The organism is Streptomyces sp. NPDC031670 (genome assembly GCF_055580545.1).
Window position 1 is genome coordinate 61480 of record NZ_JBVILC010000002.1, and the last position, 26198, is coordinate 87677.

23 protein-coding genes are annotated in these 26198 nt (G+C 73.4%); 10 read left to right on the forward strand and 13 right to left on the reverse strand.

Going from position 1 to position 26198, the window contains the following annotated elements:
* The first annotated feature begins 4 nt into the window (after positions 1–4).
* Positions 5–961 (forward strand): cyclase family protein, encoded by a 957-nt coding sequence (locus ACZ5ID_RS04285; protein WP_468893272.1) that lies wholly within the window; start codon positions 5–7, stop codon positions 959–961.
* A gap of 357 nt (positions 962–1318) precedes the next feature.
* Here the strand turns inward: ACZ5ID_RS04285 and ACZ5ID_RS04290 are convergent, their stop codons facing one another.
* The 4 genes from ACZ5ID_RS04290 to ACZ5ID_RS04305 all read right to left on the reverse strand — a co-directional run bounded on the left by ACZ5ID_RS04290 (position 1319) and on the right by ACZ5ID_RS04305 (position 5391).
* Entirely contained in the window at positions 1319–1810 is a 492-nt protein-coding gene (locus ACZ5ID_RS04290) for an ATP-binding protein (RefSeq protein ID WP_468893274.1), read from the reverse strand.
* A 361-nt stretch (positions 1811–2171) separates the two neighbouring features.
* Positions 2172–3053 (reverse strand): acyl-CoA dehydrogenase family protein, encoded by an 882-nt coding sequence (locus tag ACZ5ID_RS04295; protein WP_468893276.1) that lies wholly within the window; start codon positions 3051–3053, stop codon positions 2172–2174.
* On the reverse strand, positions 3053–4189 hold the full coding sequence (locus ACZ5ID_RS04300; RefSeq protein WP_468893278.1) for an acyl-CoA dehydrogenase family protein: 1137 nt from the start codon (positions 4187–4189) through the stop codon (positions 3053–3055). Before ACZ5ID_RS04300 ends, ACZ5ID_RS04295 begins: the two co-directional genes overlap by 1 nt.
* A complete protein-coding gene (locus ACZ5ID_RS04305; protein WP_468893280.1) occupies positions 4189–5391 on the reverse strand; it encodes an amidohydrolase family protein in 1203 nt (400 codons plus the stop codon). Before ACZ5ID_RS04305 ends, ACZ5ID_RS04300 begins: the two co-directional genes overlap by 1 nt.
* A gap of 145 nt (positions 5392–5536) precedes the next feature.
* Here ACZ5ID_RS04305 and ACZ5ID_RS04310 point away from each other — a divergent pair, with 145 nt between their 5' ends.
* Positions 5537–7042, forward strand: a complete 1506-nt coding sequence (locus ACZ5ID_RS04310; protein ID WP_468893282.1) for a class I adenylate-forming enzyme family protein — start codon at positions 5537–5539, stop codon at positions 7040–7042.
* A gap of 143 nt (positions 7043–7185) precedes the next feature.
* On the opposite strand, the gene ACZ5ID_RS04315 is transcribed toward ACZ5ID_RS04310, so the two are convergent.
* Positions 7186–7560 (reverse strand): STAS domain-containing protein, encoded by a 375-nt coding sequence (locus tag ACZ5ID_RS04315; RefSeq protein ID WP_468893284.1) that lies wholly within the window; start codon positions 7558–7560, stop codon positions 7186–7188.
* 237 nt (positions 7561–7797) lie between these two features.
* Here ACZ5ID_RS04315 and ACZ5ID_RS04320 point away from each other — a divergent pair, with 237 nt between their 5' ends.
* Together ACZ5ID_RS04320 and ACZ5ID_RS04325 are read left to right on the forward strand one after the other, a co-directional pair.
* Positions 7798–8376, forward strand: coding sequence for a sigma-70 family RNA polymerase sigma factor (locus ACZ5ID_RS04320; RefSeq protein WP_468893286.1), 579 nt, complete (start codon positions 7798–7800; stop codon positions 8374–8376).
* Positions 8373–9614, forward strand: a complete 1242-nt coding sequence (locus ACZ5ID_RS04325; RefSeq protein WP_468893288.1) for a zf-HC2 domain-containing protein — start codon at positions 8373–8375, stop codon at positions 9612–9614. The genes ACZ5ID_RS04320 and ACZ5ID_RS04325 overlap by 4 nt, the downstream gene beginning before the upstream one ends.
* A 338-nt stretch (positions 9615–9952) precedes the next feature.
* Here ACZ5ID_RS04325 and purU read toward each other — a convergent pair whose 3' ends face one another.
* Together purU and ACZ5ID_RS04335 are read right to left on the reverse strand one after the other, a co-directional pair.
* Positions 9953–10804, reverse strand: coding sequence for a formyltetrahydrofolate deformylase (purU, locus tag ACZ5ID_RS04330; RefSeq protein WP_468893291.1), 852 nt, complete (start codon positions 10802–10804; stop codon positions 9953–9955).
* An 82-nt stretch (positions 10805–10886) separates the two neighbouring features.
* Entirely contained in the window at positions 10887–11333 is a 447-nt protein-coding gene (locus tag ACZ5ID_RS04335; RefSeq protein ID WP_468894173.1) for an SCO4402 family protein, read from the reverse strand.
* 248 nt (positions 11334–11581) lie between these two features.
* Here ACZ5ID_RS04335 and ACZ5ID_RS04340 point away from each other — a divergent pair, with 248 nt between their 5' ends.
* Complete coding sequence (locus tag ACZ5ID_RS04340; protein ID WP_468893293.1) at positions 11582–12919, forward strand: ABC transporter substrate-binding protein; 1338 nt, start codon at positions 11582–11584, stop codon at positions 12917–12919.
* A 73-nt stretch (positions 12920–12992) separates the two neighbouring features.
* On the opposite strand, the gene ACZ5ID_RS04345 is transcribed toward ACZ5ID_RS04340, so the two are convergent.
* Positions 12993–14303 carry a hypothetical protein gene (locus tag ACZ5ID_RS04345; protein WP_468893295.1) on the reverse strand — a complete coding sequence of 437 codons (1311 nt, stop codon included), beginning with the start codon at positions 14301–14303 and terminating at the stop codon, positions 12993–12995.
* 383 nt (positions 14304–14686) lie between these two features.
* Entirely contained in the window at positions 14687–16075 is a 1389-nt protein-coding gene (locus ACZ5ID_RS04350) for a transcriptional regulator (protein ID WP_468893297.1), read from the reverse strand.
* A gap of 348 nt (positions 16076–16423) precedes the next feature.
* Here ACZ5ID_RS04350 and ACZ5ID_RS04355 point away from each other — a divergent pair, with 348 nt between their 5' ends.
* From ACZ5ID_RS04355 to ACZ5ID_RS04365, 3 genes are read left to right on the forward strand one after another with little or no spacing between them, the layout of a single operon-like run.
* The gene (locus ACZ5ID_RS04355; RefSeq protein ID WP_468893299.1) at positions 16424–17101 is read left to right on the forward strand and encodes a bifunctional DNA primase/polymerase; all 678 of its coding nucleotides are present in this window, start codon (positions 16424–16426) and stop codon (positions 17099–17101) included.
* Positions 17102–17153: 52 nt separating this feature from the next.
* The gene (locus tag ACZ5ID_RS04360) at positions 17154–17987 is read left to right on the forward strand and encodes an ABC transporter ATP-binding protein (protein WP_468893301.1); all 834 of its coding nucleotides are present in this window, start codon (positions 17154–17156) and stop codon (positions 17985–17987) included.
* Positions 17984–19615 carry a transporter gene (locus ACZ5ID_RS04365; RefSeq protein WP_468893303.1) on the forward strand — a complete coding sequence of 544 codons (1632 nt, stop codon included), beginning with the start codon at positions 17984–17986 and terminating at the stop codon, positions 19613–19615. The genes ACZ5ID_RS04360 and ACZ5ID_RS04365 overlap by 4 nt, the downstream gene beginning before the upstream one ends.
* A 1-nt stretch (position 19616) precedes the next feature.
* Here the strand turns inward: ACZ5ID_RS04365 and ACZ5ID_RS04370 are convergent, their stop codons facing one another.
* Together ACZ5ID_RS04370 and ACZ5ID_RS04375 are read right to left on the reverse strand one after the other, a co-directional pair.
* Entirely contained in the window at positions 19617–20501 is an 885-nt protein-coding gene (locus ACZ5ID_RS04370) for an alpha/beta fold hydrolase (protein WP_468893305.1), read from the reverse strand.
* Positions 20502–21169: 668 nt separating this feature from the next.
* The gene (locus ACZ5ID_RS04375) at positions 21170–21862 is read right to left on the reverse strand and encodes a metal-dependent transcriptional regulator (RefSeq protein WP_468893307.1); all 693 of its coding nucleotides are present in this window, start codon (positions 21860–21862) and stop codon (positions 21170–21172) included.
* A gap of 226 nt (positions 21863–22088) precedes the next feature.
* Between ACZ5ID_RS04375 and ACZ5ID_RS04380 the strand changes: the two genes are divergently transcribed.
* A complete protein-coding gene (locus ACZ5ID_RS04380) occupies positions 22089–22844 on the forward strand; it encodes an SIS domain-containing protein (protein WP_468893309.1) in 756 nt (251 codons plus the stop codon).
* Positions 22845–22955: 111 nt separating this feature from the next.
* Here ACZ5ID_RS04380 and ACZ5ID_RS04385 read toward each other — a convergent pair whose 3' ends face one another.
* Positions 22956–24338 carry a PAS domain-containing protein gene (locus tag ACZ5ID_RS04385; protein WP_468893311.1) on the reverse strand — a complete coding sequence of 461 codons (1383 nt, stop codon included), beginning with the start codon at positions 24336–24338 and terminating at the stop codon, positions 22956–22958.
* 347 nt (positions 24339–24685) lie between these two features.
* Between ACZ5ID_RS04385 and ACZ5ID_RS04390 the strand changes: the two genes are divergently transcribed.
* Positions 24686–25060, forward strand: coding sequence for a VOC family protein (locus tag ACZ5ID_RS04390; protein ID WP_468893313.1), 375 nt, complete (start codon positions 24686–24688; stop codon positions 25058–25060).
* A 261-nt stretch (positions 25061–25321) separates the two neighbouring features.
* Here ACZ5ID_RS04390 and pdxH read toward each other — a convergent pair whose 3' ends face one another.
* A complete protein-coding gene (pdxH, locus tag ACZ5ID_RS04395) occupies positions 25322–25978 on the reverse strand; it encodes a pyridoxamine 5'-phosphate oxidase (protein WP_468893315.1) in 657 nt (218 codons plus the stop codon).
* Between the last annotated feature and the right edge of the window lie 220 nt (positions 25979–26198).

Consider the following 26198-nt stretch of genomic DNA (forward strand, 5'->3'; position numbering starts at 1 on the left):
CCACATGTCCGCGACGTCAGCCACGCACGCCGGCTCCGCGCTGCCGCCCGAGTTCCACGAGATCGCCAAACGCGTGAACAACTGGGGCCGTTGGGGCCCGGACGACGAGATCGGGACGCTCAACCTCGTGACGGACGAGGTCGTACGGGAGGCCGCCGCCACCGTCCGCACCGGCCACCGCGTCCCCCTCGCCCTGCCCCTGGAGCAGAACGGCGTCCAGACCGGCCTGATCCCCGGCCGGGTCAACCCGCTGCACACCATGGTGCAGATCAACCAGGAGATCTTCGGTCCGGGCACCGTCGCCACCAGCGACGACACCGTGACCTTCGGGCTCCAGGCCGCCACCCACTGGGACGCGCTGACCCATGTCTCGCACTCCGGCCGCATCTACAACGGCCGCCCCTCCACCACCATCACCGCCCACGGCGGCGCCGAGTTCAGCGGCATCGACAAGTCACGCCACCTCGTCTCGCGCGGGGTGCTGCTGGACGTGGCCCGCGTCCACGGCGTGGACCGGCTGCCCGGCGGGCACGCGGTCACCCCCGAGGACCTGTCGGCCGCCGAGGAGCTGGGCCGGGTCACGGTCCGCGCGGGCGACATCGTGCTCGTACGGACGGGGCAGATGCGGCTCTGCCTGGGCGGCGACCGGCACGCGTACGGCTTCCCCTCGCCGGGCCTGTCGCTGCGCACGCCCGAGTGGTTCCACGCGCGCGATGTCGCGGCCGTCGCCAATGACACGCTGACCTTCGAGATCTTCCCGCCGGAGATCGAGAACCTGTGGCTGGCGGTGCACGCGCTGGATCTGGTCGAGATGGGGATGCTCCAGGGGCAGAACTGGAATCTGGAGGAGTTGTCCACAGCCTGTGCGCAAGAGCGGCGGTACGCGTTCTGGCTGTCGGCGATGCCCGAGCCGTTCGTGGGCGCCACGGGGACCCCGGTCGCGCCGGTCGCCGTGCTGTAGGGGCGTGTCACACGCCGCTCCACGCCGGGACGCACGAGGAGTCCGCGCCCCGGATCCGCCCACTCCGTCCACTCCGTCCGCTCCGTCCGAGGGTGGCGGCGCGTCATGCGCACCCCGAGCACGGCACGGCGGGCCGCCACCCGGCTACGGCGTGCTCGCCCCACTCCCCACGCCCTGGAGGAGCCTTGCCCTGGGCCCACGCCGAGCCACGACCCGCACTCGCCGAGGAGAACCAGGACCGGCTCCGGAACGGACCGGGGGCCGGCCCGCGCCCTCGGCGTCCCCTCGCGACGAATCGCTCATCCAAGGGTGATCAGGCGGCCACGGCGCGTCAACACCTAGTGAAAGCTTTGCCTTTTATGCCCGATTTGTGACAGCGCACGACGGCTCATACGCGCCCGGCTCGAACGCTCCGCCCGTACGCTCCGGCGCGCCCCCGTCGCAGCAGCGGTCCACCTCGCACCAGATCGACTTGCCCGCGCCCTCGGCCTGCCAGCCCCAGCGGTCGGCGAGGCCGTCGACCAGCTCCAGGCCCCGACCGTTGGTGTCGTCCCCGTCCGCGTGGCGCGGCCTGGGGGCGCACGCACTGGTGTCGGCCACCTCGACCCGGACCGTACCGCCGTCGGCCGGCCCGTCGACGGGGCCGAAGAGCATCCGGAGCACGGCGGGGCAGCCGGTGTGCACCACCGCGTTGGTGACGAGCTCGGAGATCAGCAGGATCAGGGTCTCGGCGAGCGGCTCGTCCAGCCGTATCCCGCACCCGGCCAGCCGTGAGCGGGCCCATCTGCGAGCGCGTCCCACCTCGGCGGGGTCGGCTCCGACCTCCAACTGAACCTGAAGCACCTGCACCGCTCACACCATCCGAACCGGCGGACACATCGCCTCGCGCCTCGACAAGCTCACGGAACGTGATTTCCTTACGAGACAGCATGGTTGACGTACAGTCACCGCAACAAGCGCTTCAGGCATATTCCAGCGCGAAGGAGTACGCGTGGTGCATACTGTGCGACGCACATTGCGGGGGGTCGAACAGGGGCGCGCGGGATACCTGAGGGATCGCACCCCACGGAGGGTACCCGAGGGTGGCCCCGACTCCGGGGTGTGACGAGTCTCGGGAAGGACACAACCCGGTATCGACGCACAGTGACGCTTCATCACGCTCCGGCCAACGCCTCGCCGCCGCGCCCGGCCGGCCCCGCCGGGGCCCGCCTCACATCGCCTCCGCCAGCGCCGCCGCCTGGAGCTCCCGCGCCTGCCGCGCGGTCGGCCACCGCGCGCACCGCAGCCACGCGCGCTTCAGATGGAGGTGGACCTCCGCCTCCCAGGTGAAGCCCATCCCGCCGTGGACCTGGAGGCAGTCCCGGGCGCACCGCACCGCCGCCTCGTCGGCCAGCAGCTTGGCGCCCGTGATCTCCACCGGGTCGCCGGTGACGGCCGCCGCGTAGACGGCGGCGCGGGCCACCTCCGTGTGGACCAGCATCTCCGCGCACAGGTGCTTCACCGCCTGGAAGGCCCCGATGGGCTGCCCGAACTGCTCGCGCGTCCGGGCATGTTGGACCGCCAGCGCCGTGCTGCGGCCCGCGCTGCCCACCTGCTCGGCGGCGCTCAGCAGCGCCCGCTCCGGCGTCCCGGTGCCCCCGGCGTCCCCGGCGCCCGGGACGCGGTGCAGCGGGGTGAGCGGGTCGGCCGAGTGGACGGGCTCGGCGCCGGTGACGTCTCCGCGGACCACGTCGGCCTCCGCCAGCCACTCCACCAGGCCGCCGTCGGGCCCGGTCACCACGGCCGTGCCCTCGGCCGCCCCCGCCACCAGGCCCGCCGCCAGCTGCGTGGCGATCAGCGGACCGGGCAGCAGCGCCCGCCCCGCCTCCTCGAAGAGCAGCACCGCCTCGGGCAGTCCGAGCCCGGCCCCGCCCGCCTCCGGCGGCAGCCGCAACGCGAAGAACCCGGCCTCCCCGAGCGCCCGCCACAGCTTCCGGTCCAGTCCTCCCCCGTCGGCGGCGCCGCGCAGCGCGGCGGCGTCGAAGCGCCGGGCGAGGACCTCCCGTACGCCCGTCCGCAGCGCCCGCTGGTCCTCGCTGAGCCGGAAGTCCATCAGCGGCCCCCCTTCGGCAGGCCGAGGATCCGCTCGGCGACGATGTTCCGCTGGATCTGGGAGGTGCCGGCCGCGATGGTGTACGAGAGCGAGGAGAGCCGGTCCCGGCTCCATTCGCGGCCGAGGTCCAGGGCGTCGGGGCCGAGGACCGCGGCGGCGGCGTCGTACAGCTCCTGGCGGGCGTGCGAGTAGCGCAGCTTGAAGACCGAGCCGCCGGTCCCGGGAACGCCGCCGCTGTGTTCCGACTCGCTCACGTTCCACTGGATGAGCCGCCACAGGGCCGTGAACTCCGCGTGCAGGGCGCCCAGCCGCCGCCGGATCCCGTCGTCGTCCCAGCTCCCGTTGGCGTGGGCGGCGCGGGCGATCTCCACCAGGACGCGGCGGCACGCGACCACCTCGCCGACGAAGGCCGTGCCCCGCTCGTACGACAGGGTCACCATGGTCACGCGCCAGCCGTCGTTCTCGGCGCCCACCCGATGGGTCACCGGGACGCGCACCTCGTCCAGGAAGAGCTGGGCGAACTCCTCGGTCCCGGCGAGCGTGCGCAGCGGCCGTACCGTGATGCCGGGCGCGTCCATGGGCATCGCCAGCCAGGTGATGCCCCGGTGCCTGGGGGCGTCCGGGTCGGTGCGCACCAGCAGCTCGCACCAGTCGGCGACCTGCGCGTGCGAGGTCCAGATCTTGGCGCCGCTCACCACGTACGCGTCCCCGTCCCGTACCGCCCGGGTCCGCAGCGCCGCCAGGTCCGAGCCCGCCCCGGGCTCGGAGAACCCCTGGCACCACACCTCGTCGCCGCGCAGCACCGGCTCCAGCCACCGTGCGCGCTGCTCCTCGGTGCCCTCGGCCGCGATGGTGGGGCCCGCGTGCAGCAGTCCCACGAAGTTCGCGCCGACATAGGGCGCCCCGGCCCGCTCGGTCTCCTCCAGGAGGATCAGGCGGCGGGTGGCGGAGGTGTCCCAGTGCACGCGCGCGTACCCGGCGTCGTACAGCATCCGCTGCCAGCCGGTGTCGTAGGCGCGCCGCCCCGGCCAGTCCAGCGGGTCGGGCCTCGGCGGCAGCCCCGGCAGCACGGCCGCCAGCCACTGCCGCAGCCGGGCCCGGAACCCTTCCTCCTCCTCGGTGTACGTGAGGTCCACTACCAGCGGCCCTTGTCCAGCTCCAGACCGAGCATGCGGATCGCGTTGCCGCGCATCAGCTTGTACACCGTCTCGTCGTCGAGGCCCTTGACGTGGTCCAGGGCGACCTCCTTGGTGTGCGGGAAGGTGGAGTCGACGTGCGGGTAGTCGGTCTCGAAGGTCGCGTTGTCCCGTCCCACCACGTCGAGCGACGCCACCCCGTGCTTGTCGCGGAAGAAGCAGCAGAAGATCTGCCGGTAGTAGTACGTGGACGGCGGATCGGGGATCAGGTCGCGGACCCCGCCCCAGGCGCGGTGCTCCTCCCACACGTCGTCGGCGCGTTCCAGGGCGTACGGGATCCAGCCCATCTGCCCCTCGGAGTACGCGAGCTTCAGGCGCGGGAACTTCACCAGGACCCCGCTGAACAGGAAGTCCATCATCGACGCCATGGCGTTGTTGAAGCTCAGCGAGGCCTGCACGGCGGGCGGGGCGTCGGGGCTCGCGGCGGGCATCTGGCTGCTGCTGCCGATGTGCATGTTCACGACCGTTCCGGTCTCCTGGCAGACCGCGAAGAACGGGTCCCAGTAGCCGGAGTGGATCGACGGAAGGCCGAGGTGGGTGGGGATCTCGGAGAAGGTCACCGCCCGTACCCCGCGGGCGGCGTTGCGGCGGATCTCGGCGACGGCGAGCTCGATGTCCCACAGGGGGATGAGGCAGAGCGGGATCAGCCGGCCGCCGCTGTCGCCGCACCACTCCTCCACCATCCAGTCGTTGTAGGCCCGTACGCAGGCCAGCGCCACCTCCTTGTCGTGCGCCTCCGCGAAGGTCTGCCCGCAGAACCGGGGGAAGGTCGGGAAGCAGAGCGAGGCCTCGACGTGGTTGAGGTCCATGTCGGCCAGCCGCGCCTTCGGGTCCCAGCAGCCGCGCCGCATCTCCTCGCGGGTGATGCCCTCGAGGGTCATCTCGTCGCGGTCGAAGCCGACGGCGGCGATGTTGCGCTTGTACGGGAACTTCAGGTCCTCGTAGATCCACCAGTCCGTCGGCGGCCCGTCCGGGTCCATGGTGATCTGGTACCTGCCGCCCACGTAGGCCAGTTCCCCGATGCCGGCGGTCAGCGGGCGCGGCCCCCGCTCGCGGTACTTCGCCGGGAGCCAGGTCTCGAAGAGGTGGGCCGGTTCGATCACATGGTCGTCGACGCTGACGACGCGCGGCAGTTCGGTCATGCGTGGCCTCCACCCGGCGGGCAAATCTGATGGACCGTCAGAACGCAGGCTAGCCCCGCACCCCTGGACCGACAAGGCGGTCGCCCCTACGCTCCTGCCCACGATCTGACTAGCCGTCAGCTACCGCTGTTCCCTGGGGGTCGACGTGAACGACACCGCACACGCGCTGGGCGCCTCGCACACCCTGTGGGAACTGGTCGCCCGGCGCGCCGCCCTCACCCCCGGCCGGCCCGTCCTGCTCCAGCACGACCGGGCCCTGACCTTCGGCGAGCTCCACGACCGCGCCGAACGGGTGGCGGCGGGCCTGTACGGCATGGGCGTGCGCCCCGGCACCGTGGTCGCCTGGCAGCTGCCCACCCGGATCGAGACCGCGCTCCTCTCCTTCGCCCTCGCCCGCCTCGGAGCCGTCCAGTCGCCCGTCATCCCCTTCTACCGCGACCGCGAAGTGGGCTTCGCACTACGGGAGTCGGGCGCGGAGTTCTTCGCCGTGCCCGGGCTCCGGCGCGGCTTCGACCACGGCGCGATGGCGGCCCGGCTCGGCGCGCGGGGCGTCTTCGAGGCGTACGGGACGCTCCCGGACGGCGATCCGGCCGTCCTGCCGCCCCCGCCCTCCGACGGCACCGCCGTCCGCTGGATCTACTGGACCTCGGGCACCACCTCCGACCCCAAGGGCGTCCTGCACACCGACCGCTCACTGATCGCGGGCGGCTCCTGCCTGGCGCACGCGCTGCGCCTGACGGCCGACGACGTGGGCTCGATGGCGTTCCCGTACGCCCATATCGCCGGGCCCGACTACACGGTGATGCTGCTCCTGTACGGCTTCCCCGCGGTGATGTTCGAGCACTTCGCACTGCCGCGCGCGCTGGAGGCGTACCGCCGGCACGGTGTGACCGTGGCGGGCGGGTCGACCGCCTTCTACTCGATGTTCCTGGCCGAGCAGCGCAAACGGCCGGGCGAGAAGGTCATCCCCTCGCTGCGGCTGCTCGCGGGCGGCGGGGCGCCCAAGCCGCCGGAGCTCTACCACTCGGTCGTCCGCGAGATGGGGGTGCGGCTCACCCACGGCTACGGCATGACCGAGGTCCCGATGATCACCATGGGCTCGCCGGACGACACCGACGAGAACCTGGCCACCACCGAGGGACGGCCGCCCGAGGGGATGGAGATACGGATCGTGGACGGGGAGGTGCGGCTGCGCGGGGAGGCCGTGTGCCGGGGGTATCTGGACCCCGCTCAGAACGCCGAGGCGTTCGACGAGGACGGGTTCCTGCGCACCGGCGACCTCGGCCGCCTCACCGAGGACGGCTATCTGGTCCTCACCGGCCGGCTCAAGGACATCATCATCCGCAAGGGCGAGAACATCTCCCCGAAGGAGATCGAGGACCTGCTGCACCGCCATCCCGGGGTGGGTGACGCGGCGGTGATCGGGCTGCCGGACGCGGAGCGCGGGGAGCTGGTGTGCGCGGTGGTCGAACAGCCGCCGGGGGCGGGCGTGTTGACCCTGCCCGAGGTCACCGCGCATCTGCGCGCGCAGGGCCTGTCCGTGCACAAGCTGCCGGAGCGGCTGGAGGTGGTGGAGGCGCTGCCGCGCAACGAGACGCTGCGGAAGGTACTGAAGTACCGGCTGCGGGAGAGGTTCGGGGGCGGCGCCTGACGTCGCTCGGGTGCGGACCGTGCCGGGCCCTCGCGCAATCCCCCGCGCCCCTGGGGGGTGGGGGCCAGCCGCGCCGTCGCACCGGGGTGGGCGGCCGGGGCGTGTTGAGAAGGTCCCGCCCGCCCCGCGACGCCCGGTACGCGCTAGGCGGAGAGTGGCTGCTCGTTCTCCCGTGCGGCCGTCGCCACGTCCGCGTACACGTCGAACAGGCGGCGCACGCCCAGAGCCGCCAGCACCCGGTTGACATGGGAGCCGTCCTCCGCGCCCCGGGCCGGGAGGATCAGACGGAGCCTGCCCTGACAGGAACGGATCAGACGGCGGCTGGCGATCAGCACGCCCACGCCGCTGGAGTCGCAGAAGAGCACACCGGACAGATCGAGCACCAGATCGTGCCGGCCGGCCGCCACCGCCTCGTGGACCACATGCCTGACCTGCGGCGACGTCACCAGGTCCAGTTCCCCGCGGACGCGGACCACGGCCCATCCGCCCTGCTCGGCCTCGTTCACGATCAGCGTCACGCGTCCGGTACCTCTCTGTGCCGTCGGCCCCTGCCCGTGCCCGGCGCCTGCCCGGCCCACACCGCGCGAAACCACCTCCCTCTACCACGACCTGCCCCTTCGGGGGCGCACTTGCCGTAAACGAGCGCTCCTCCTGGGCCGGGCGCACTACATTCGAGGAGACACGAGTACACAGGGGTCTGGACAAAAGCCACAAACAACCCACGACGGTACACGCGCAGACGGTTGGGGAGCCGCATGGCGAAGGACGCACCACCTCGCTGGGACCGCAGGATGCAGCAGCGCCTGGCGCGCGGGGAGGCAGCCGCCCTCGGTGAGTTGTACGACCGGTTCGCCTCGCTCGTGCACAGCCTCGCCCACCGCGTGCTCGGCGAGGACTCCGCCGCCGACCAGATCACCCGCGAGGTGTTCGGCTACGTCTGGGAGAACCCGGACGCGTACGACCCCAAGCAGGGCTCCATGCGCTCCTGGGTCGCCAAGCTCGCCCAGCGCCAGGCGGTGCTGCGGCTGCGCCAGTCCGAGGCGGCGCAGTACGCGCGGGACGGCGGCTCCACCGAGGAGCTGGAGGCCAAGGTGCTGCGCGCCACGGCCGCCGCCCGCGCCGACTACATCGTGACGTCGATGCCCGCGCCGCTGCGGCAGGCACTGGAACTGGCGTACCACCAGCGCCGCGACTACCGGCAGGCCGCCGCCGACCTCTCCATCAGCGAGGACGAGGCGCGGCGCCGGCTGCGGCTCGGTCTCCAGCTGCTGTCCACGGCGAACACCCGCCCGGCGGAGGGCTCCTCGCCGCCCGGTTACGGACGTGCCCTGTGAACGGGCCCGCGGAGCAGGGGCCCGCGCTGCCCGACGACGAGAACGGCACGCCGCGCATACCGCCACCGCGGCGGGCGGCGGACGACATCGCACACCTGCCGGCGCCGGTCCCGGCCGCCGAACCCGCGCCCGAGCCCGTGGTCCGCTCGCACGCCGTACTGAAGTCGCTGCTCGGGGCGTGGGCGCTGACCGCGTGTTCGGCGGAGGAGACCGAGGCCGTGGAGGCGCATCTCACCGAGTGCGCGCCCTGCGCCGACGAGGCGCTGCGGCTGCGGGACGCGGTGGGGCTGCTGCACACCGACCGCAGCCTGGACCTGGACCCGCTGCTGCGGTCCCGGGTCCTGGAGAACTGCCTGGGCCGTCGCCCCGCCCGCATCCCCGTGCCGGACTGGGCGTCCGCGTACGACGCGGAGGCCGCCCGGCTGGACGCGCTGCTCAATGACTTCGGCGACGCGGAGTGGCACGCTCCGGTGCGGCTGAAGTGGTTCGAGCGGGAGCGGCAGATGAACCGCAGGACCACGGTGGCGGGCGTGATCGGCCATCTGCTGGCGGTGGACGGGCTGGTGGCCGCCGCCCTGGGTCTGGAGGACCCGGCGGGCGCGGGCCTCCCGGCGGGGCCGACGGCCCGTACGGAGGCGTTCTGGACCTCGACGCGGTATCCGCTGACGCGGGCGGTACGGGAGCCGTGGCGCGAGCAGACGCACACGCTGATCCGTACGGTGTCGTTCGCGGGGCGGGGCGCGGCCGAACTCGCCGTCCCTTACGGCGACTTCGCGCTTCCGCTCCGGGACGCGCTGCTCGACCGGGCCTTCGAGTGCTGGATCCACGCCGGGGACATCGCGGACGCGGTCGACTATCCGTATGAGCCGCCGTCGGGCGCCCATCTCCACCGGATGATAGACCTCGCGGCACGGATCCTCCCCGACGCGCTGGCGGCCCGGCGGCGCGCGGGTCTCGCGCCGCCACCGGCCCGCCTCGTCACGGCGGGCTCGCCCGGCCGGTCGCTCCGGCTGGAGATCGAGGGGGCGGGCGGCGGTGACTGGTACATCGCGCTGGACTCCCCGGCGGCGCTCGGCTCCCCCGACCACGAGGTGGCCCATATCGCCCTGGACGGCGTGGAGTTCTGCCGGCTGGCGGCGGGGCATGTGCCGCCGGAGGACGCGGCGGCGGGGCGGATGGGGGACCGCGACGCGATCAGAGACGTCCTCCTGGCGACGGCGTCCCTGAGCCGCCTCTAGCCCCCCCGGGGGCGGGCGCGGCGGCTGCCGGGGGTTCGTCTGCGGCGGGCGGGTGGCCGGTCGCGCAGTTCCCCGCGCCCCTGAGGTGCTGCGCCGCAGCCGGAGGACCCAGCTCGGCCCGCTGCATCCTTCTTTCGCCTGCGGACCGTGGCGGGTCGCTCGCGCAGTTCCCCGCGCCCCCTAGGCACTCCGCCCGCAGCCGGAGAACCCAGCTCGGCCCGAGACATTGAGGGGCGCGGGGAACTGCGCGCTCAGCCGCCCGCCGGGCCGCAGACGAACACCGGGCCCTGAAGCCCCCACGGGGCACAGGGGGGCCGGGGGTGCGCCCCCGGATGGCGTTACGCGAAGACCACCGTGCGGCGGCCGTTCAGCAGAATCCTCCGCTCCGCATGCCACTTCACCGCCCGCGCCAACGCCTGGCACTCCACGTCCCGCCCGACCGCCACCAGCTGGTCCGGCGTGACCTCGTGCCCCACGCGTTCGACCTCCTGCTCGATGATCGGCCCCTCGTCGAGGTCCGCCGTCACATAGTGCGCGGTCGCCCCGATCAGCTTCACGCCCCGGGCGTGCGCCTGGTGGTACGGCTTCGCGCCCTTGAAGCTCGGCAGGAACGAGTGGTGGATGTTGATGATCCGGCCGCTCAGCTGCTTGCACAGGTCGTCGGAGAGCACCTGCATATAGCGGGCGAGCACGACGAGCTCGACGCCCTCCTCCCGCACCAGCGTCAGCAGCTCCGCCTCCGCCGCCGCCTTCGTCTCCTTCGTCACGGGGATGTGCCGGAAGGGGATGCCGTACGAGGCGACCAGCTCCGCGAAGTCCGTGTGGTTGGAGACCACCGCCGCGATCTCCACCGGCAGCGCGCCGATCTTCGAGCGGAAGAGCAGGTCGTTGAGGCAGTGGCCGAACTTCGACACCATGAGCACGATCCGCATGCGCTCGTCCGCGCGGTGGATCTGCCAGTCCATCTGGAAGGAGTCGCCCACGGCGGCGAAGCCGGCCCGCAGCTTCTCCACCGTCACCGGCGCCTCGGCCGAGAAGTGGACCCGCATGAAGAAGAGACCGGTGTCACGGTCCCCGAACTGCTGACTGTCCTCGATATTGCAGCCGGTGATGAAGAGATAGCTCGACACGGCGTGCACGATGCCCTGTTTGTCCGGGCAGGAGAGCGTGAGGACGTACTGGTCAGTCATCCAGGCAGGATGCCACAAACCGACCCGGCCCCCGGGCCCGGCCCAGGATGCGGACCCCCGCGCCCCCACGCTCCTCCGACGGCTACGCCGAGCGCGTCAGGATCCGCAGGACCTCCAGGGAGCGCGGCTGCGCGTCCGGATCGTCCCCGTCGTTCGTCGCCAGCCGTACGTGCGCCTCGCGCGCCGCCCGTACCGCCTCCGGCCACCCGTGGTGCGCGAGGAACGCCGAGACCGGGGCGTCCGCGCCGACCTGGTGCATGATCCGCAGCACCCGCAGCACGGCGACGTCCACCAGCGCGGCCTCACCGGAGTCCCGGAAGACCGTGCCGACGTACTTCTCGGCCGACCAGTTGTCCAGCCAGGTGTCCTCCACCAGCCGGTAGACGGCGTCGGTGATGTCCCCGTACCCCTCCCGCCCGGCCAGCCACACCTCCTGCTGGAAGGCGTCGTCGGAGAGCATGTGCAGCGCGGACCGCACGTTCGCGCGCCAGCGCCACCAGGGCATGTCATTCAACGGCATGCCGCCCATGGTGGAGGAGCGACGGCCGCGACGGGAAGAGCTGGCTGAACCTTGCTGCACGCGGTCGATCGTACGTTCATCTCTTCCCGGCCTTCTCCGGGCCCCCGCCCGGACCCGTGCGGACCCGTACGGACCCCGTACGGACCCCGGGCGGACCCCGGGCGGACCTCGGGCGCCCGGGTAATTCACCAGCACGTCACCCTGCGTTGAGAAACGCTCACTCCGCCGTTACCCATGAGGCGGAATTGTGCAGGGACATGACCGGATGGCGCAGCTCCTCCTCCCCCCGCCCCTTCCACTCCGCGATGACCGCCCTGGTCGCCGCGTGTACGGCGGTCGGAGCCTCGCTGGTGACCGGCTGTGGCGCGCTCCCTGGGACCACGGGGGGATCCAGGGAGCCCGTCACGGTCATGACCTGGGCGCCGGACCACACCCGTGCGACCAATATGCCCGGAATGCCGTCCATGGCGCAGGCGTACGCCCGCTGGGTCAACGCGCACGGCGGCATCGACGGCCACAAGCTCCAGGTCCTCACCTGCGACGAGCACAACACCGCCGTCGGCGCCGCCGAGTGCGCCCGTCGGGCGGTCAAGGAGAACGCGGTGGCCGTCGTCGGCTCCTACAGCCAGCACGGCCGCGCCTTCATGGCCCCCCTGGAGGCCGCCGGCATCCCGTACATAGGCGGGTACGGCGTCTCCGACGAGGAGTTCACCAGCGCGCTCTCCTATCCCGTCAACGGCGGCCAGGCCACCCTGCTCGCCGGCACCGGCAAGCAGCTCGCGGTGTGGTGCGAGAAGGTCGCGCTGGTACGGCCGGACACCGTCTCCGGTGACATCCTGCCCGTCCTGCTCAACTCCGGGCTGACCGCCGGCCGCCGCAGGCCGTCCGCCGACATCCGCACCGCCGAGGACGCGGGCGACTACACCCCGCAGGCCCAGGAGGCGCTCGTACGGGCCGGGGCGGACCCGGGGCTGCCGGGGAGGATCGGCGCGAAGGCGGCGGCCGAGCGGGCCCGCAAGGGGTGCGTCACCGCCGTCCTGGGCGCCCGGACCGAGACGTTCTTCGACTCCTTCCGGCGCGTCGAGAACGACGGCCAGAAGGTGCAGATCGCCTCGGTGCTCGGCTCGGTCGGGCAGCCGCTGGTCGACCGCACCGGCGGCGCGGACGGCCCGTTCGAGGGCGCGTACATCACCGGCTGGTACCCGGAGGCGGCCGATCCGCGCTGGGACCCGATGAAGCGGGTCATCCGGGAACAGGCGTTCCGGGACGAGTCCGTCGACGCGGCGGACGCGGGGGTGCAGACGACCTGGATCGCGTACACCGTCCTGAAGAGGGCCGTCGAGTCGCTCGACGAGAACGACGTGGCCGCGCACGACCTCGTCCGCGCCCTCAACCGGGGCGTCAGCGTGGAGACCGGCGGGCTGACGCCGACGCTGCGGTGGAAGTTCGAGGACATGCTCGCGGCGCCGGACTTCCCCCGGATCGTCAACCGGGACGTGACGTTCCAGGTGGTGAAGGCGGGGCGGCTCACGGCGGCGCAGCGCGGGTTCACGGACGTGAGCCGGACGCTGGAGGACGCGTCGGCCCTGGGCTGACGCACCCCGGGCCCCGGGCCCCGCCGGTACCGGTTCCGGTGCCGGTACCGGCCGGGGGCGGGGCCGGGGCCGGTCAGAGCTGGGTCGAGGACCGCTTGGTCAGGCCGTACTTGCCCGCGATGGCGTTCCACAGCCCCGCCGCCTGCTTCTTGGCGAGGGTGGCCTCGCCGCTGGCGCGGTCGCCCTGGGCGGCCTCGGGCGTACGGCGGGCGTGGCCGTGCTTGCAGCCTTTGTCCTTGCCGGTCTGGTCGGCCCAGGCCGCGTAGTGGTTGTCGGCGGACGCCGACGCCTGCCACGCCTTGGTGAGTTCGGCGGTCAGCCTGGCGTTGTCGGGCAGCTTGTCCACGGCGATCTTCTGGAGCCGGGTGACCAGCTCGCCGCGCTGGCGGGCCGCGTCGCGCAGGGTCGAGGCGGCGGTGTCCAGCTTGTCGCAGCCGCGGATCCCGGCGACGGCGCCGATGACGGCGTCCCGGCTGTTGTTGCTGTCCGCGAGCAGCTTGTCGAGCTCGACGGCCTGCGCCTTGGCGGGGTCGGGGTCGGCGTCGGCCTTGCCGTCATCGCCGCCGGTGGTCGGGGTGGTCGCGGCGATGGGCGCGTTGTCGTCCTTCTTCGCGCCGTCACCGCCGCCGATGCCGCTGATCAGATACCCGGCGCCGAGACCCACGACCGCGAGGCCGACGCCGACGGCGGCGATCACGCCGAGGCGGGAGCGGCGGCGGGGCTCTTCGTCGTACGAGTCGTAGGCGTCGTACGCGGCGGCCCGGCCGGGCGGGGGCGGTGCCTGCGGGGTCTGCAACTGGACCTGTACGGGCGGGGCCGGGGCGAACCGGGGCAACTGCTGGCCGCCGGCCGTGTGCTGGCCCTGCGGCGCCGCGTCGTTCCTGAAGAGACTGTCGAACTCGGCGGGCGGCTGCCGCTCCTCGGCCCCGGCCGGGCGTATGCCGTACGGCGCGTCCTGCGGCACGTCCTGCGGCGCGGCCGGGACCGGCGGCAGGTACTGGGTGGCCTCGGCGCCGCCGCCCGGGGTCTCCGGGGGGAGCGCGCCCGGCGGGCCCGGGGGCACGGGGGCGATGTACTGGGTGGCGTCGGAGGCGCCGGGGGGTGCCGGGGGGACGGGAGCGATGTACTGCGTGGCGTCCGAGGCGTTCGCCGGGGGCGGCGTGAGGTACTGCGTCTCCTCGGCGCCCGCGGGTACGGGGGCGATGTACTGGGTGGCGTCACCGCTCTCCGGGGGCAGCGGCTGCGCCCACCCGTCCTGCCGGGCCTCCCACGGCCGGCCGCCGGGCGGCCAGGGGGCGGACCCGTCGGCGGGCAGCACGACGCCCTCGTGTGCGGGCCGTGCAGCGGGCTGCTGCGGCTCGTCACCCTGTCGGCTCTGCGTCACCGGGACTCCTACGCGTGGGACTACGGAATCGTCGAGTCACGCTACCGGGTCTGTGGGGCGGGGTGCCACGCCGCCTGGTGGGCGGTCCGCACGGCTGGGACGCCCGTTGCCGGCCGGGGGTTCGTGCGCGGCCCGGTGGGTGGTTGCTCGCGCAGTTCCCCGCGCCCCTGTACTGCCGGGGATTCGTCTGCCGGTCGGTGGTGGGCTGGTCGCGCAGTTCCCCGCGCCCCTTCAGGGCCCGGTGGTCGTCTGCGGGTTGTCTGTGGCTGAGCGCGCAGTTCCCCGCGCCCCTAGGTAGTTAGGGGCGCGGGGAACTGCGCGAGCGGCCCACCACTGTCCGCAGACGAAAGCGGAGTTGGGGGCGAGCCCCGTACGGGGGGGGCTCAGGCTGCCTGGAGTTCCAGGCGTGCCCCGAACTCCCGTACCGACGGCTCGTCCGCATACGGCTCCAACCGCTGCTGGAGATCGTCCAGATAGTCCGCCCCCCGGTTCGTCCGCAACGTGGACAACAGCTCCACCGCCCGCGTCCCCGTCGCGCACGCCAGCTCCACCTCCCGCTGCTGCACCTGCGCCGTGGCCAGCAGGACCAGTCCGATCGCCCGGCGCCGCGCCCGTGTCTCGGGGTGGCCCGCGAGGGACTCCTCCGCGCGCCGCGCCGCCGCCTCGGGCTGCCCCAGGTCCCGGTGGCAGTGCGCGAGTTCGTCGGAGAGGTAGGCGTGGTCGAAGTGCGCGATCCACGACGGGTCGTCCCCGGAGTCCGGCGACGAGGACGCCGCCTCCATCGCGGCCAGCGCCCGCCCCGCCACCGTCTGGCAGGTACGCGCGTCCCCGAGCAGCGCGTGCCCGCGCGCCTCCGCCGCGAAGAACATCGCCTCCGCGCGCGGGGTGACCCGGCCCCGGGCCCCCTCCTGCGCCGCCCGCGCCAGTTGCGCGATCTCGCGCGGATTGCCGAGCTGGGCGGCGAGGTGGCTCATGGAGGCGGCCAGGACGTATCCGCCGTACCCCCGGTCCCCGGCCGCCTGGGCGAGCCGCAGCGCCTGGATGTAGTAGCGCTGGGCCAGACCGGGCTGGCCGGTGTCGACCGCCATGTACCCCGCCAGCTCCGTCAGCCGCGCCACCGCCGCGAACAGCTGGCGCCCGACCGTCTCCCGGTACGAACCCGCCAGCAGCCCGGACACCACGCTGTTGAGGTAGTGGACGACCACCGGCCGTACGTGCCCGGAGCCGAACCGGTGGTCGAGATCGACCAGCGCGTCCGTCATCGCCCGCACCGCGTCGACGTCCGCGATCCCGACCCGCTGCCCGGCGTGCCGCGCGACCTGCGCGTCCGCCCCGGTGATCAGCCAGTCGCGGCTGGGCTCGACCAGCGCGGAGGCGGCGACCGTGGAGCCGGTGAGGAAGTCGCGGCGGCCCACGTCGCTGCGCCACAGCTCGCAGACCTGCTCGATCGCGCCGAGGACGGTGGGCGAGAACTGCAGGCCCACCCCCGACGCCAGGTTCTTGCCGTTCGCCATGCCGATCTCGTCGATCGTCACCGTGCGCCCGAGCTTGCGTCCCAGCGCCTCCGCGATGATGCCCGGCGCCCGTCCCCGGGGCTGCTGGCCGCGGAGCCAGCGCGCCACCGATGTCTTGTCGTACCGGAGGTCGAGCCCGCGCTCGGCGCCGACCATGTTGACGCGCCGGGCGAGACCCGCGTTGGAGCACCCGGCTTCCTGGATGAGCGCCTGCAGCCGTTCATTGGGCTGGCGGGCGACTAGCGGCCTGGCTGCCATGTGAACCCCCTGATGCGGCAGTTGATCACTGCTGTGATCACTGCCCTGCGAAAAGGCAGAGAATGCGAAGGAAGCGGAGGGAACGTGGAAAAGTGCAGGAAACGCAGGAAGCGCAAGAAACACAGCATGTGCCGTCAATCGGATGAATGACGGTCACGGGTGATGTCGAACGAACGCGCGCATTGTCCGGTTCCGCTGAGCCCCCCGCTTCTGGTTACCCGCCACGAGAGGCGCAGCCGCACGCGCGCCCCCGTCCATGCACCCATGCGCCCCGGATGCAGGATCGATGCTCCTGCGCCGCCTGTCGCGCGCCCGTAACCCGCGGTGACGGGGGGAGTTGAGTCCTGCGTGGAAGAGACCATCACAGGCACGGAAGCCGCACAGATCCCCAAGCAGCGCGGTGACCAGCTCCTCGACAGCGCGGTGCGGTACGCGGAAGAGCGGCACTGGGACGTGTTCCCCGGCACCTGGCTGGAGGCGGCCGAGGGCGTGGAGCACTGCTCCTGCGGCGACGCCGCCTGCCCCGCGCCGGGGGCGCACCCGTCCCGGCCGGACTGGGCGAGCCAGGCCACGGGCAGCGCGGTGGCCGCCCGCCGTCTGTGGTCGAAGCAGCCGAAGGCGTCGATCCTGCTCCCCACCGGCCGCACCTTCGACGCGATCGACGTCCCCGAGTCGGCCGGCTTCCTGGCGCTCGCCCGCATGGAGCGCATGGAGCTCACGCTCGGCCCGGTGACCTGCACCCCGGACCGCCGGATGCTGTTCTTCGTGCTGCCCGGAGCCTGCGCGAAGGTCCCCGACCTGGTGCGCCGGCTGGGCTGGACGGCGTCCTCGATCGACCTGGTCACCCGCGGCGAGGGGGAGTACGTGGCGGCGCCCCCGACCCGGGTCGGGGGCCGTGGCGCGGTGCAGTGGGCCCGCCGCCCCACCCCCGCCAACCGCTGGCTGCCCGACGCGGAGGAGCTGATCAGCCCCGTCGCGTACGCCTGCGGACGCGAGGCCGCCGCCGCCCGGGGCCGCCGCTCGTAGGCTGTTCCCGAGGCCGTACGGACGTACGGACGGGGACGAAAGGCGCACCACCATGCCGGACCAGGCATTCGACGGCGGCTCCGCTGCGGCGGAACCGGCACCCGCGGGGCAGTTGCCGCCCGCCGTCCGGGTCAGCGATCTGTGGAAGCGCTTCGGCGACCAGATCGCCGTCGCCGGGATCGATCTGGAGCTGCCGGCGGGCAAGTTCATCGGTCTGGTCGGGCCGAACGGGGCGGGCAAGACCACCACCCTGTCGATGGTGACCGGCCTGCTCCGCCCCGACCGGGGCACCGTCGAGATCGGCGGGCACGAGGTGTGGCGCGACCCGGTCGCGGTGAAGTCCCGGATCGGCGTGCTGCCCGAGGGGCTGCGGCTCTTCGAGCGCCTCACCGGCCGCGAACTGCTGGGCTACACCGGCCGGCTGCGCGGACTGCCGGGCGCCGAGGTCGACAAGCGGGCCACCCAGCTCCTGGACGTGCTGGACCTGGCGGGCTCCCAGCACAAGCTCGTCGTGGACTACTCCACGGGGATGCGCAAGAAGATCGGGCTCGCGGCGGCGCTGCTGCACAACCCCGAAGTGCTCTTCCTCGACGAGCCGTTCGAGGGCGTCGACCCGGTGTCGGCGGCCACCATCCGCCGCGTCCTGGAGCGCTACACCGCCTCCGGCGCGACCGTCGTCTTCTCCAGCCATGTCATGGAGCTCGTGGAGTCGCTGTGCGACTGGGTCGCGGTGATGGCGGCGGGGCGCATCCGCGCGCAGGGCACGCTCGCGGAGGTGCGGGGCAGCGCCAGCTCGCTCCAGAGCGCCTTCCTCGAACTCGTGGGCGCCCACGGCCGCGACACCGGTGACACCCTCGACTGGCTCGGCGGCGGTGCGGCCCGATGAGCACCGCGCACACGGCACCGACGGCGCCCGCGTCCCCGGGCGCGCCCTTGCTCGTCCCGCTCTTCGTGCGGCTGAAGCTGTCACTGCTCAGGAACGGCCTGCGGCAGTCCGGCGGGCGCCGCGCCGCCTACATCACCTCCGTCGTCCTCGCCCTGCTCTTCGCCGCCCTCCAGCTCCTCGGTCTGGTGGCGCTGCGCGGCGACGCGCACGCGGGCACGGTGGCCGTCATGGTCGCCGCCGTCCTCGCGCTCGCCTGGGCGGTGATGCCGCTCTTCTTCCCCAGCGGTGACGAGACGCTGGACGCGACCCGGCTGGTGATGCTGCCGCTGCGCCCGCGCCCCCTGATCGTGGCGCTGCTGGCGGCCTCCCTGGTCGGTATCGGGCCGCTGTTCACGCTCTGCCTCACGCTGGGCGCGGCGCTCGCGGTGGCCCGGAGCGGGGCGGCGGCCGGGGTCGCGGTCGTCGCCGTACCGCTGACGATCCTGGTGTGCGTGGCGCTCGCGCGGACGGTGGCGACGGCCAACACCCGTCTGCTGACCTCCCGCAAGGGCCGCGACCTCGCCGTCCTGAGCGGTCTGGTGATCGCCATCGGCTTCCAGTTCGTCAACTTCGGCGTGCAGAAGCTCGGCGACTCCGGCGGCCTCTCCGCCCTCGACCCGGTCGCGGACGTGCTGCGCTGGCTGCCGCCCGCCGCCGCGATCGGCGCGGTCGAGGCGACGGGCGACGGCGCGTACGGACGGGCCGCCGCGCAACTCCTGCTGACGGCGGTGGCCCTGGCGGCCCTGCTGTACGCCTGGCAGCGCTCGCTGGTGCGGCTGATGACGAGCCCGGACAGCTCGACCCTGCGCCCCGCCGACTCCGCCCGCGAGCGGGCCGGACGGCCCGGCCCGGCCGCCCTGCTGCCCGAGGGCCGCACCGGCACCGTGATGCTGCGCACCCTGCGCTACGCCTGGCGCGACCCCAAGACCAAGGCGGCGTGGATCACCTCGCTCGCCCTGGGTCTGATCGTCCCGGTCGTCAACGCCCTCCAGGGCAACGGCACGGTGTACTTCGCCTCGTTCGGCGCGTTCATGCTGGGCGCCCAGATGTCCAACCAGTTCGGGCAGGACACCTCGGCGTTCTGGATGGTCGTCCAGACGGTCTCCTCCTCCCGGGACGCCTTCCTGGAGCTGCGCGCCCGCGCCCTGGCCATCGCGCTGGTGACGGTGCCGGACACCGTCCTGGTCGCGGTGGTCACGGCCTCGCTGGTCGGCAACTGGGGCGCCTTCCCGCAGGCGTTGGGGCTCTCGCTGGGGCTGCTCGGGGCGATGCTCGGTACGGGCGCGGTCGCCTCGGCGCTGTTCCCGTACTCGATCCCGCAGGACAGCCGCAAGAACGTGGCGCCGGGCCAGGGCGGGATCGCGTCCCTGGCGATCCTCGGCGGGATGCTCACCAGCGCGCTGCTCTGCGCGCCGCTGATCGCCCTGACGGTCTGGCTGCACGTCTCGGACCGGCACGGCGCGCTGTGGCTGCTGCTGCCGCTGGGGGCGGTGTACGCGGTGCTCGTCGCGTACACCGGGCTGCGGGCGGCGGCCCCGCGCACCGCGAGGCGGCTGCCGGAGATCCTCGCGGCGGTCAGCCGGGGCTGATTCAGGGCTCCGACGGGACCGGATGCTCGGCCGTCTCCCGGAGGAACGGCTCGACCGCCGCGCGCCAGGCCTCCGGCTGGTCGTAGTGGACGAGGTGGCCGGCGCCGTCCACCTCCGCGTACCTCCCCCGGGGCAGGACGCGGACCATCTCCTGGGCCTCGGCGCGGCCGAGCTCGCCGTCGAGGCCCCGGACCACCAGCGCCGGGCAGCGGACCTGCGCCAGCTCCTCCCAGTGGGCGTCGAACACCCAGGTCTCGCGGGACTTCAGCATCTGGCGGCGGGAGAAGACGGGACGCCAGCCGTCGGCGCGCTCGGCCATCACCTCGGCGAAGAAGTCACCGCGCGAGGGGCTGGGGCGCTCGACCCACGGGTCGTCCTCGCCGAACCACTTCCGTACGTCCGCGAGCGTCGCGAAGGGCACCGGCCAGGACTTGAACCAGTCCTCCCACTCGCGCTGCGAGGCCGTGCCGAGCGCCGAGGCGCGCATGTCGCAGATGACCAGCGCCCGGACCAGGTCGGGGCGGCGGGCGGCGAGCTGCCAGGCGGTGAGGGCGCCCATGGAGTGGCCGACGAGGGCGACCGGGGCGAGGCCGAGCTGCTCGATCGCCGCCTCGGCGTCCGCCACATAGGCCTCGCGGGTGAAGGGGCCGTCGGCGGGCTTGTCGCTGCGGCCGTGGCCGCGCTGGTCGAGGGCGACCGGGCGGTGCTTCTCGCCGAGCCAGCGGGCGGTGGGCGCCCAGTGGGCGGCGCGGCCCATCAGTCCGTGGAGCAGTAACACCCCGGGTGCGGCCCGGTCGCTGTCCCCGCGGTCCTTGGGCGGGTCCGCGAACTCCCAGGCAGCGAGGCGTACGCCATCGGATCCCGTCACGTCGCTGCGTCGCGCCATCTGTCAGGCACCCCCTTCAGCCCCCGAAGCCCTGGGCCGGTCTGGAGTCAGTTCACCGCAGGGTATCGAACCTCTATTCGAAAACTCGCGTCTCTCCCGCAACACCCCTCGTTCGAGTGACCGGTCTCAAGGATTGACGGGCCGCCCCGAGGGGAGATCTTCTGCGGGAGGCGGGCGGCCACGCTGGGACAGAACGGCCGGCCCGAGGGAGCTGACCCCGAGAGCTCGGGGCTCCGGGTCAGCAGCGGGGAGGGCAGGCCCCGGCGCCGCAGGGCGCCGGGGCCCTCTGCTGCTCCACGGGACGGGGCCGTACGGAAGGAAGCCGTACGGGTCGCGGGCTCACCGCGAACGGCGCGGAGGGGCGTGACGTTACGGCGCGTGGCGCCGCGGGGCGTGGCTTCCGGCATGGTCTCCACTCTCCCCTCCCTCGCGGGCCGTACGCCCTCCGGCTCCCCCGGGCCCGGCTCCAGGCCCGGCTTCGGGCCCTTCAGGTCATATGCCTCACCCGACAGCGTGGCACGCGAACCGCCCGTCCGCTGCCGATCCGACGGGAAAAGAACGGGCGGGGACGGCGCCCGGCCCGCTCTCCCAACTCCCTTGTGCCCCAACGGAACGGGGGCGATGCCGCACACCCTCGCGACTTCGCCCCCGGCTCCGTGAAGTCCGCCCTACCGCTTGGCCACGAAGACATGCGAGGCCACGTCCGCGCCCAGCTCGGCCGCCTCGCCGCTGCTGCCGACCAGGACGCCGCCCGGGGAGGACGTCACGCTGACGACCGCGCCGGGCTGCACACCCGCGCGCCGCAGCGTGTACATCAGCTGGGCGTCGGTCTGGATGGGCTCGCCGATGCGGCGCACCACGACCGTCATGCCGTCGTCCGTCGGCTGCAGCTCGTTGAGGCTGATGATGCCGTCCTCCAGGAAGGCGTCGGCCTCGGCCTTCTCGCCCAGCTCCTCAAGGCCCGGGATCGGGTTCCCGTACGGCGACTCGGTCGGGTGGCGCAGCAGCTCCAGCACACGGCGCTCCACCGCCTCGCTCATCACGTGCTCCCAGCGGCAGGCCTCGGCGTGCACCTGCTCCCACTCCAGGCCGATCACGTCGACGAGCAGGCACTCCGCGAGCCGGTGCTTGCGCATGACGCGGGTGGCCAGGCGGCGGCCCTCCTCGGTGAGCTCCAGGTGCCGGTCGCCCGCGACCTGGACCAGGCCGTCGCGCTCCATGCGGGCGACCGTCTGGCTCACGGTCGGCCCACTCTGGTCGAGTCGCTCCGCGATCCGGGCGCGCATGGGGACCACACCCTCTTCCTCAAGTTCGAGGATGGTGCGGAGATACATCTCCGTCGTGTCGATCAGTCCGGACATACGTGCCCCTCGATGCTGTGAATGTCGAAAACACTCGTGCGCTGGCCCTGGCTCAATTCTGACGCATGGCACTGACAACCGTGCCCCGGCCGCGAACGGCCCGTGCGGCGGGCCGCGACCGGGCGGATGCCGGGCGTATTGACACGGCAATGGTCCAGACCGCAACGTGTGCGGCGGCACGGACTATTCCCATTCCCCCAGCATTCCCCCGGAAAGGGCCCAGGCGATGAGCGAGAGCAAACTGGCCGGTCAGTTCTTCGACGCCGCCATCGGGCTGCTCCAGCGGGTACGGGACGAGGAGGGCGGGAACGTCGCCGCCGCCGGTACCGCCATCGCGGACACCGTGGCGGCGGGCGGCCGTCTGTTCGCCTTCGGCGCCGGGCACTCCTCGCTGGCCGCGCAGGACGTGGTCTACCGGGCCGGGGGGCTCGCCCTGATGAACCTCCTCGCGGTGCCGGGCACGGTCGGGGTGGACGTGACGCCCGCGACGCTGGGCTCCGCGCTGGAGCGGGTGGACGGGCTGGCGGGCGCGGTCCTGGACTCCAGCCCCGCGAAGCCCGGCGACGTCCTGGTGGTCGTCTCGCTCTCCGGGCGCAACTCGCTGCCGGTCGAGATGGCGATGAACGCACGGGCGCTGGGTCTGAAGGTCATCGGCGTGACGTCGCTGGCGTACACCGAGAGCACCAAGTCGCGGCACGTGTCGGGGACGTTCCTGCGCGACCACTGCGACATCGTCCTCGACAGCAAGATCGCGATCGGTGACGCGGAACTCACCCACGAGGCGGTCCCGGCGCCGTTCGCGCCCGCCTCGACGGTGGTCACGAGTGCGCTGATGCAGGCGATGATGGCCGCCGCCGCGGAGTCCCTCGCGGAGCGCGGCCTCGAACCGCCGCTGCTGCGGTCGGGGAACGTGGACGGGGGCCACGAGTGGAACGGGCGGGTGCTGGCGGAGTACGGGGACCGGATCTTCTTCCGGCACTGAGCCGGGCGGGGCGCGGCGCGGCCGGGGCGGCACGAGGCCCGGGGCCCGCCCCGGAAGGCTCGGGCAACCGGCGGGGTTAGGGCAACGGGCGGGTTCAGGGCATGGGCGGGTTCAGGGCACGGGCGGGGTGGGGGACAGCGCCCGGGACAGGTCCAGGGACGCGCCCACCCGCACCGCCACACTCTCCGCGAACACCGCGTCCGGCCGCTCGAACGCGGGCCTGCCGGGCCCCCGGAGGAACGTGAGGACCCCCAGCGTGCGGCCCCGGCTGCGCAGCACCGTGCACAGGGCGTGCCGTGCGTCCGGCGGCCACTGGCGCTCCCCCGCCCACCCGTCGGCCCCGCTGGCCCGCACCGACCCGATCCGGTCGACCGCCTGGAGCGCGGGGTGACCGGGCGCGTACCGCACCGGGAAGCCGCCGCCCGCCACCGCCGCGACGGGGCCGGGCGCGCTCGCCGGGGAGGCCGCCGTCCGTACCAGCCGCTCCCCCGCCACCACGTCCACCAGCGCGTGTTCGGCGAATCCGGCGAGCGCGAAGTCGAGGTACGCCATCGCCGCCTCCTCCGGGTCCTCGCACTCCGCGGCCGTACGCGCCGCCCGGTACAGCTGGTTCCAGCGGAAGCGCAGCCGGTCCGCCTCCTGCTCTGCCAGCTTGGCGTCGGTCACGTCCTGGAAGAGCCAGGCGACGCCCAGCGGGACCGGCTCCTCCGCCAGCGGTGAGGCCAGCCGCAGGAAGCCGCTGCGCCAGCAGCGCCGGCGCTCGCCCTCGGTGGCGCGCAGCGTCACCCACAGCTCGGCGGGCGAGGCGGGGGCGCCCTCCGCGAGGACGTGGTGGAGGGCGCCCTCCAGCTCCTCCACGCCCTGGGTGATCAGTTCGCCGAGGGGGCGGCCGAGCAGCGTGCCGCGTCCGGTCCCCAGCGCCCGCGCCGCGTACGCGTTGACGACGGTGGGGCGCAGATCCACGTCCACCAGGACGACGCCCCACGACCCGTCCTCGAACAGTGCCTCGCTGAGCGCGATGGAGCGCTCCAGGTCGATCTGCGCGTGCACCTCGCTGAAGGCGCAGTACACGCCCGCCGGTCTGCCGTCCGCGCCCCGGACCCCGGCCGACTGCGTCCGTACGAGGACCCGTCCGCCGTCCTTCGTCAGCAGCGCGAACTCGTGGACCTGGCGGCCGGGTGCCTCCATCGCGGCCATCAGACGGCCCTCGATCTCGCCCGCGTCGGCGGCCCGGACCGCCCAGCCGGCGAAGCCCTGGCGGCCGACGGCCTCCCGCGCGCTCCAGCCGAGGATGCGCTCGGCCTCGCGGTTCCAGTGCGTGACCACGCCTGCCGCGTCGAACGCGCACAGCGCGGCGTCCATGCCGTCGAGCAGCGCGGCGAGCAGGTCGCCGCCGTGCTCGGGCCCGGGGGCGGCACCGGGGCCGTGGTCGTCGCCCCGGTCCGGCTCGTCGGGACCGAGGGCGTTGGTGGTCTCACTCCGGGAAGCACTCATCCTGGCACCCCCTGCAGGACGTGTCGCCGCGTCACACCGACGCGCCGACGCACCGACGCGCGTCAGATCATTGAACTGGAACGTGACGCATCCCACAGCGACTTCTCCGAAATCGCCGTACCGGAGGGATCGTTTTTCGACGCCGACGCGGCGCAGGCGGGCGGCCCCGCTCCCCCGCCCCGGCGGGTGGGCGCCGTGCTCCGGCGCACCTCGCCGTCCCCGCGTCCGCCGGCCGGGGGGTCCCCGCGGTCCGGGCGGTCCCGGCCGTACCGCTGCGCACAGTGGCTTGGACCGTACCCACCGTAAAGTCCTTTCCGGCCCGGGGCTCTTCGAACATAGTGGCGCCCATGAGCTCTCTTGTACGTCATACGACGTTCGACTGCACCGACGCCTACACCCTGGCCACCTTCTGGGCCGCGGCCCTCGACGGCCGGATCAGCGACGAGGACTTCCCCGGCGATCCGGAGGCCACGGTGACCGCCGAGGGCGCCACGCTCCTGTTCGTGACGGTCACCGACGCCAAGACCGTGAAGAACCGCGTCCACCTCGACCTCCAGCCGCAGGACCGCACCCGCGACGAGGAGGTGGACCGGCTGCTCGCGCTGGGCGCCACCCTGGTCGGTGACCACCGCCGCCCCGACGGCTCGGGGTGGGTGACGCTGGCGGACGTGGAGGGCAACGAGTTCTGCGTCGAGCGGTCGGCCGGGGAACGGGCCGAATAATTCGGTTGTCGCGCCGGGTGCGGCTTCCTAATGTGTGGTGCACACGAGAAGGGGGTGGTTCGGCAGATGTATGGATACCGGACGCGTGAGGTGACTGCGGGCTAGCGCCTGCCAGTCGCACACTTTGTGTGGTGCCGGCACGTCGCCGGCCGAAATTCCCAGCAGTCACCGACCCGCGGGCTCGCCGGTACGTCCGGCCGGCTCCTCTCCGGAGGAACCCGAGCCCGCGGGTTTCTGCGTGTCCGGCCCCGGACGGACGGTCTACGGGGCGAGCCGCTCCACCCGCCAGGTGTCCGGGCCGGGCGCCGCGGGCACATAGCGCAGCCGGTCGTGCAGCCGGTTCTCGTGGCCCTGCCAGAACTCCACCGCCTCCGGGACCACCCGGAAGCCGCCCCACTGCGGCGGGAGGGGGACCTCGGTGCCCTCGGGGTAGCGGGCCGCCAGCTCCTCGTAACGGTCGGTCAGCTCCGCGCGGGAGGCGAGCGGGGCCGACTGCGGGCTCGCCCAGGCGCCGAGCCGCGAGCCGTGCGGGCGGACCCGGAAGTACGCCTCGGTCTCCTCCCGCGTGATGTGCGCCGCCGTGCCCTCCACGATGACCTGGCGGGAGATCTGGTGCCAGGGGAAGAGCAGTGAGACATGGGGGTTGGCCGCCAGCTCGCGGCCCTTGCGGGAGGCGTAGTTCGTGTAGAAGACGAAGCCCTCCTCGTCGTAGGCCTTCAGCAGGACCGTGCGGGTGGACGGCCGGCCGTCGGGGGTGGCGGTGGCGACGACCATGGCGTTCGGCTCGTGCAGCCCCGCGGTGACGGCCTCCTTGAACCAGCGCGCGAACTGGGCCATGGGGGTGGCGGCGAGGTCCGCCTCGTCCAGGAGCGTGGTGCGGTACTGGCGGCGCATGGCGGCGGGGTCGTGATCGGTCACGGCGTCATCCTGCCGCAGGACGGCGCGGGCGCGCCCGGCCGCCCCGGCATGGCACGGCGTGTCAGTTTTCCCGGCACGGAGGGTCGCCAACCCTCCGCGTGGCAAATGGGGCAGTGTGCCGGATGTCACGCTTCCCCGCACCCGTCGGACCCGCCAAACTCTCCGCTGGGCCACTGTGGCCCCCCTACGACCCGGTGGGTGATGTTCCACCGCGCACGGG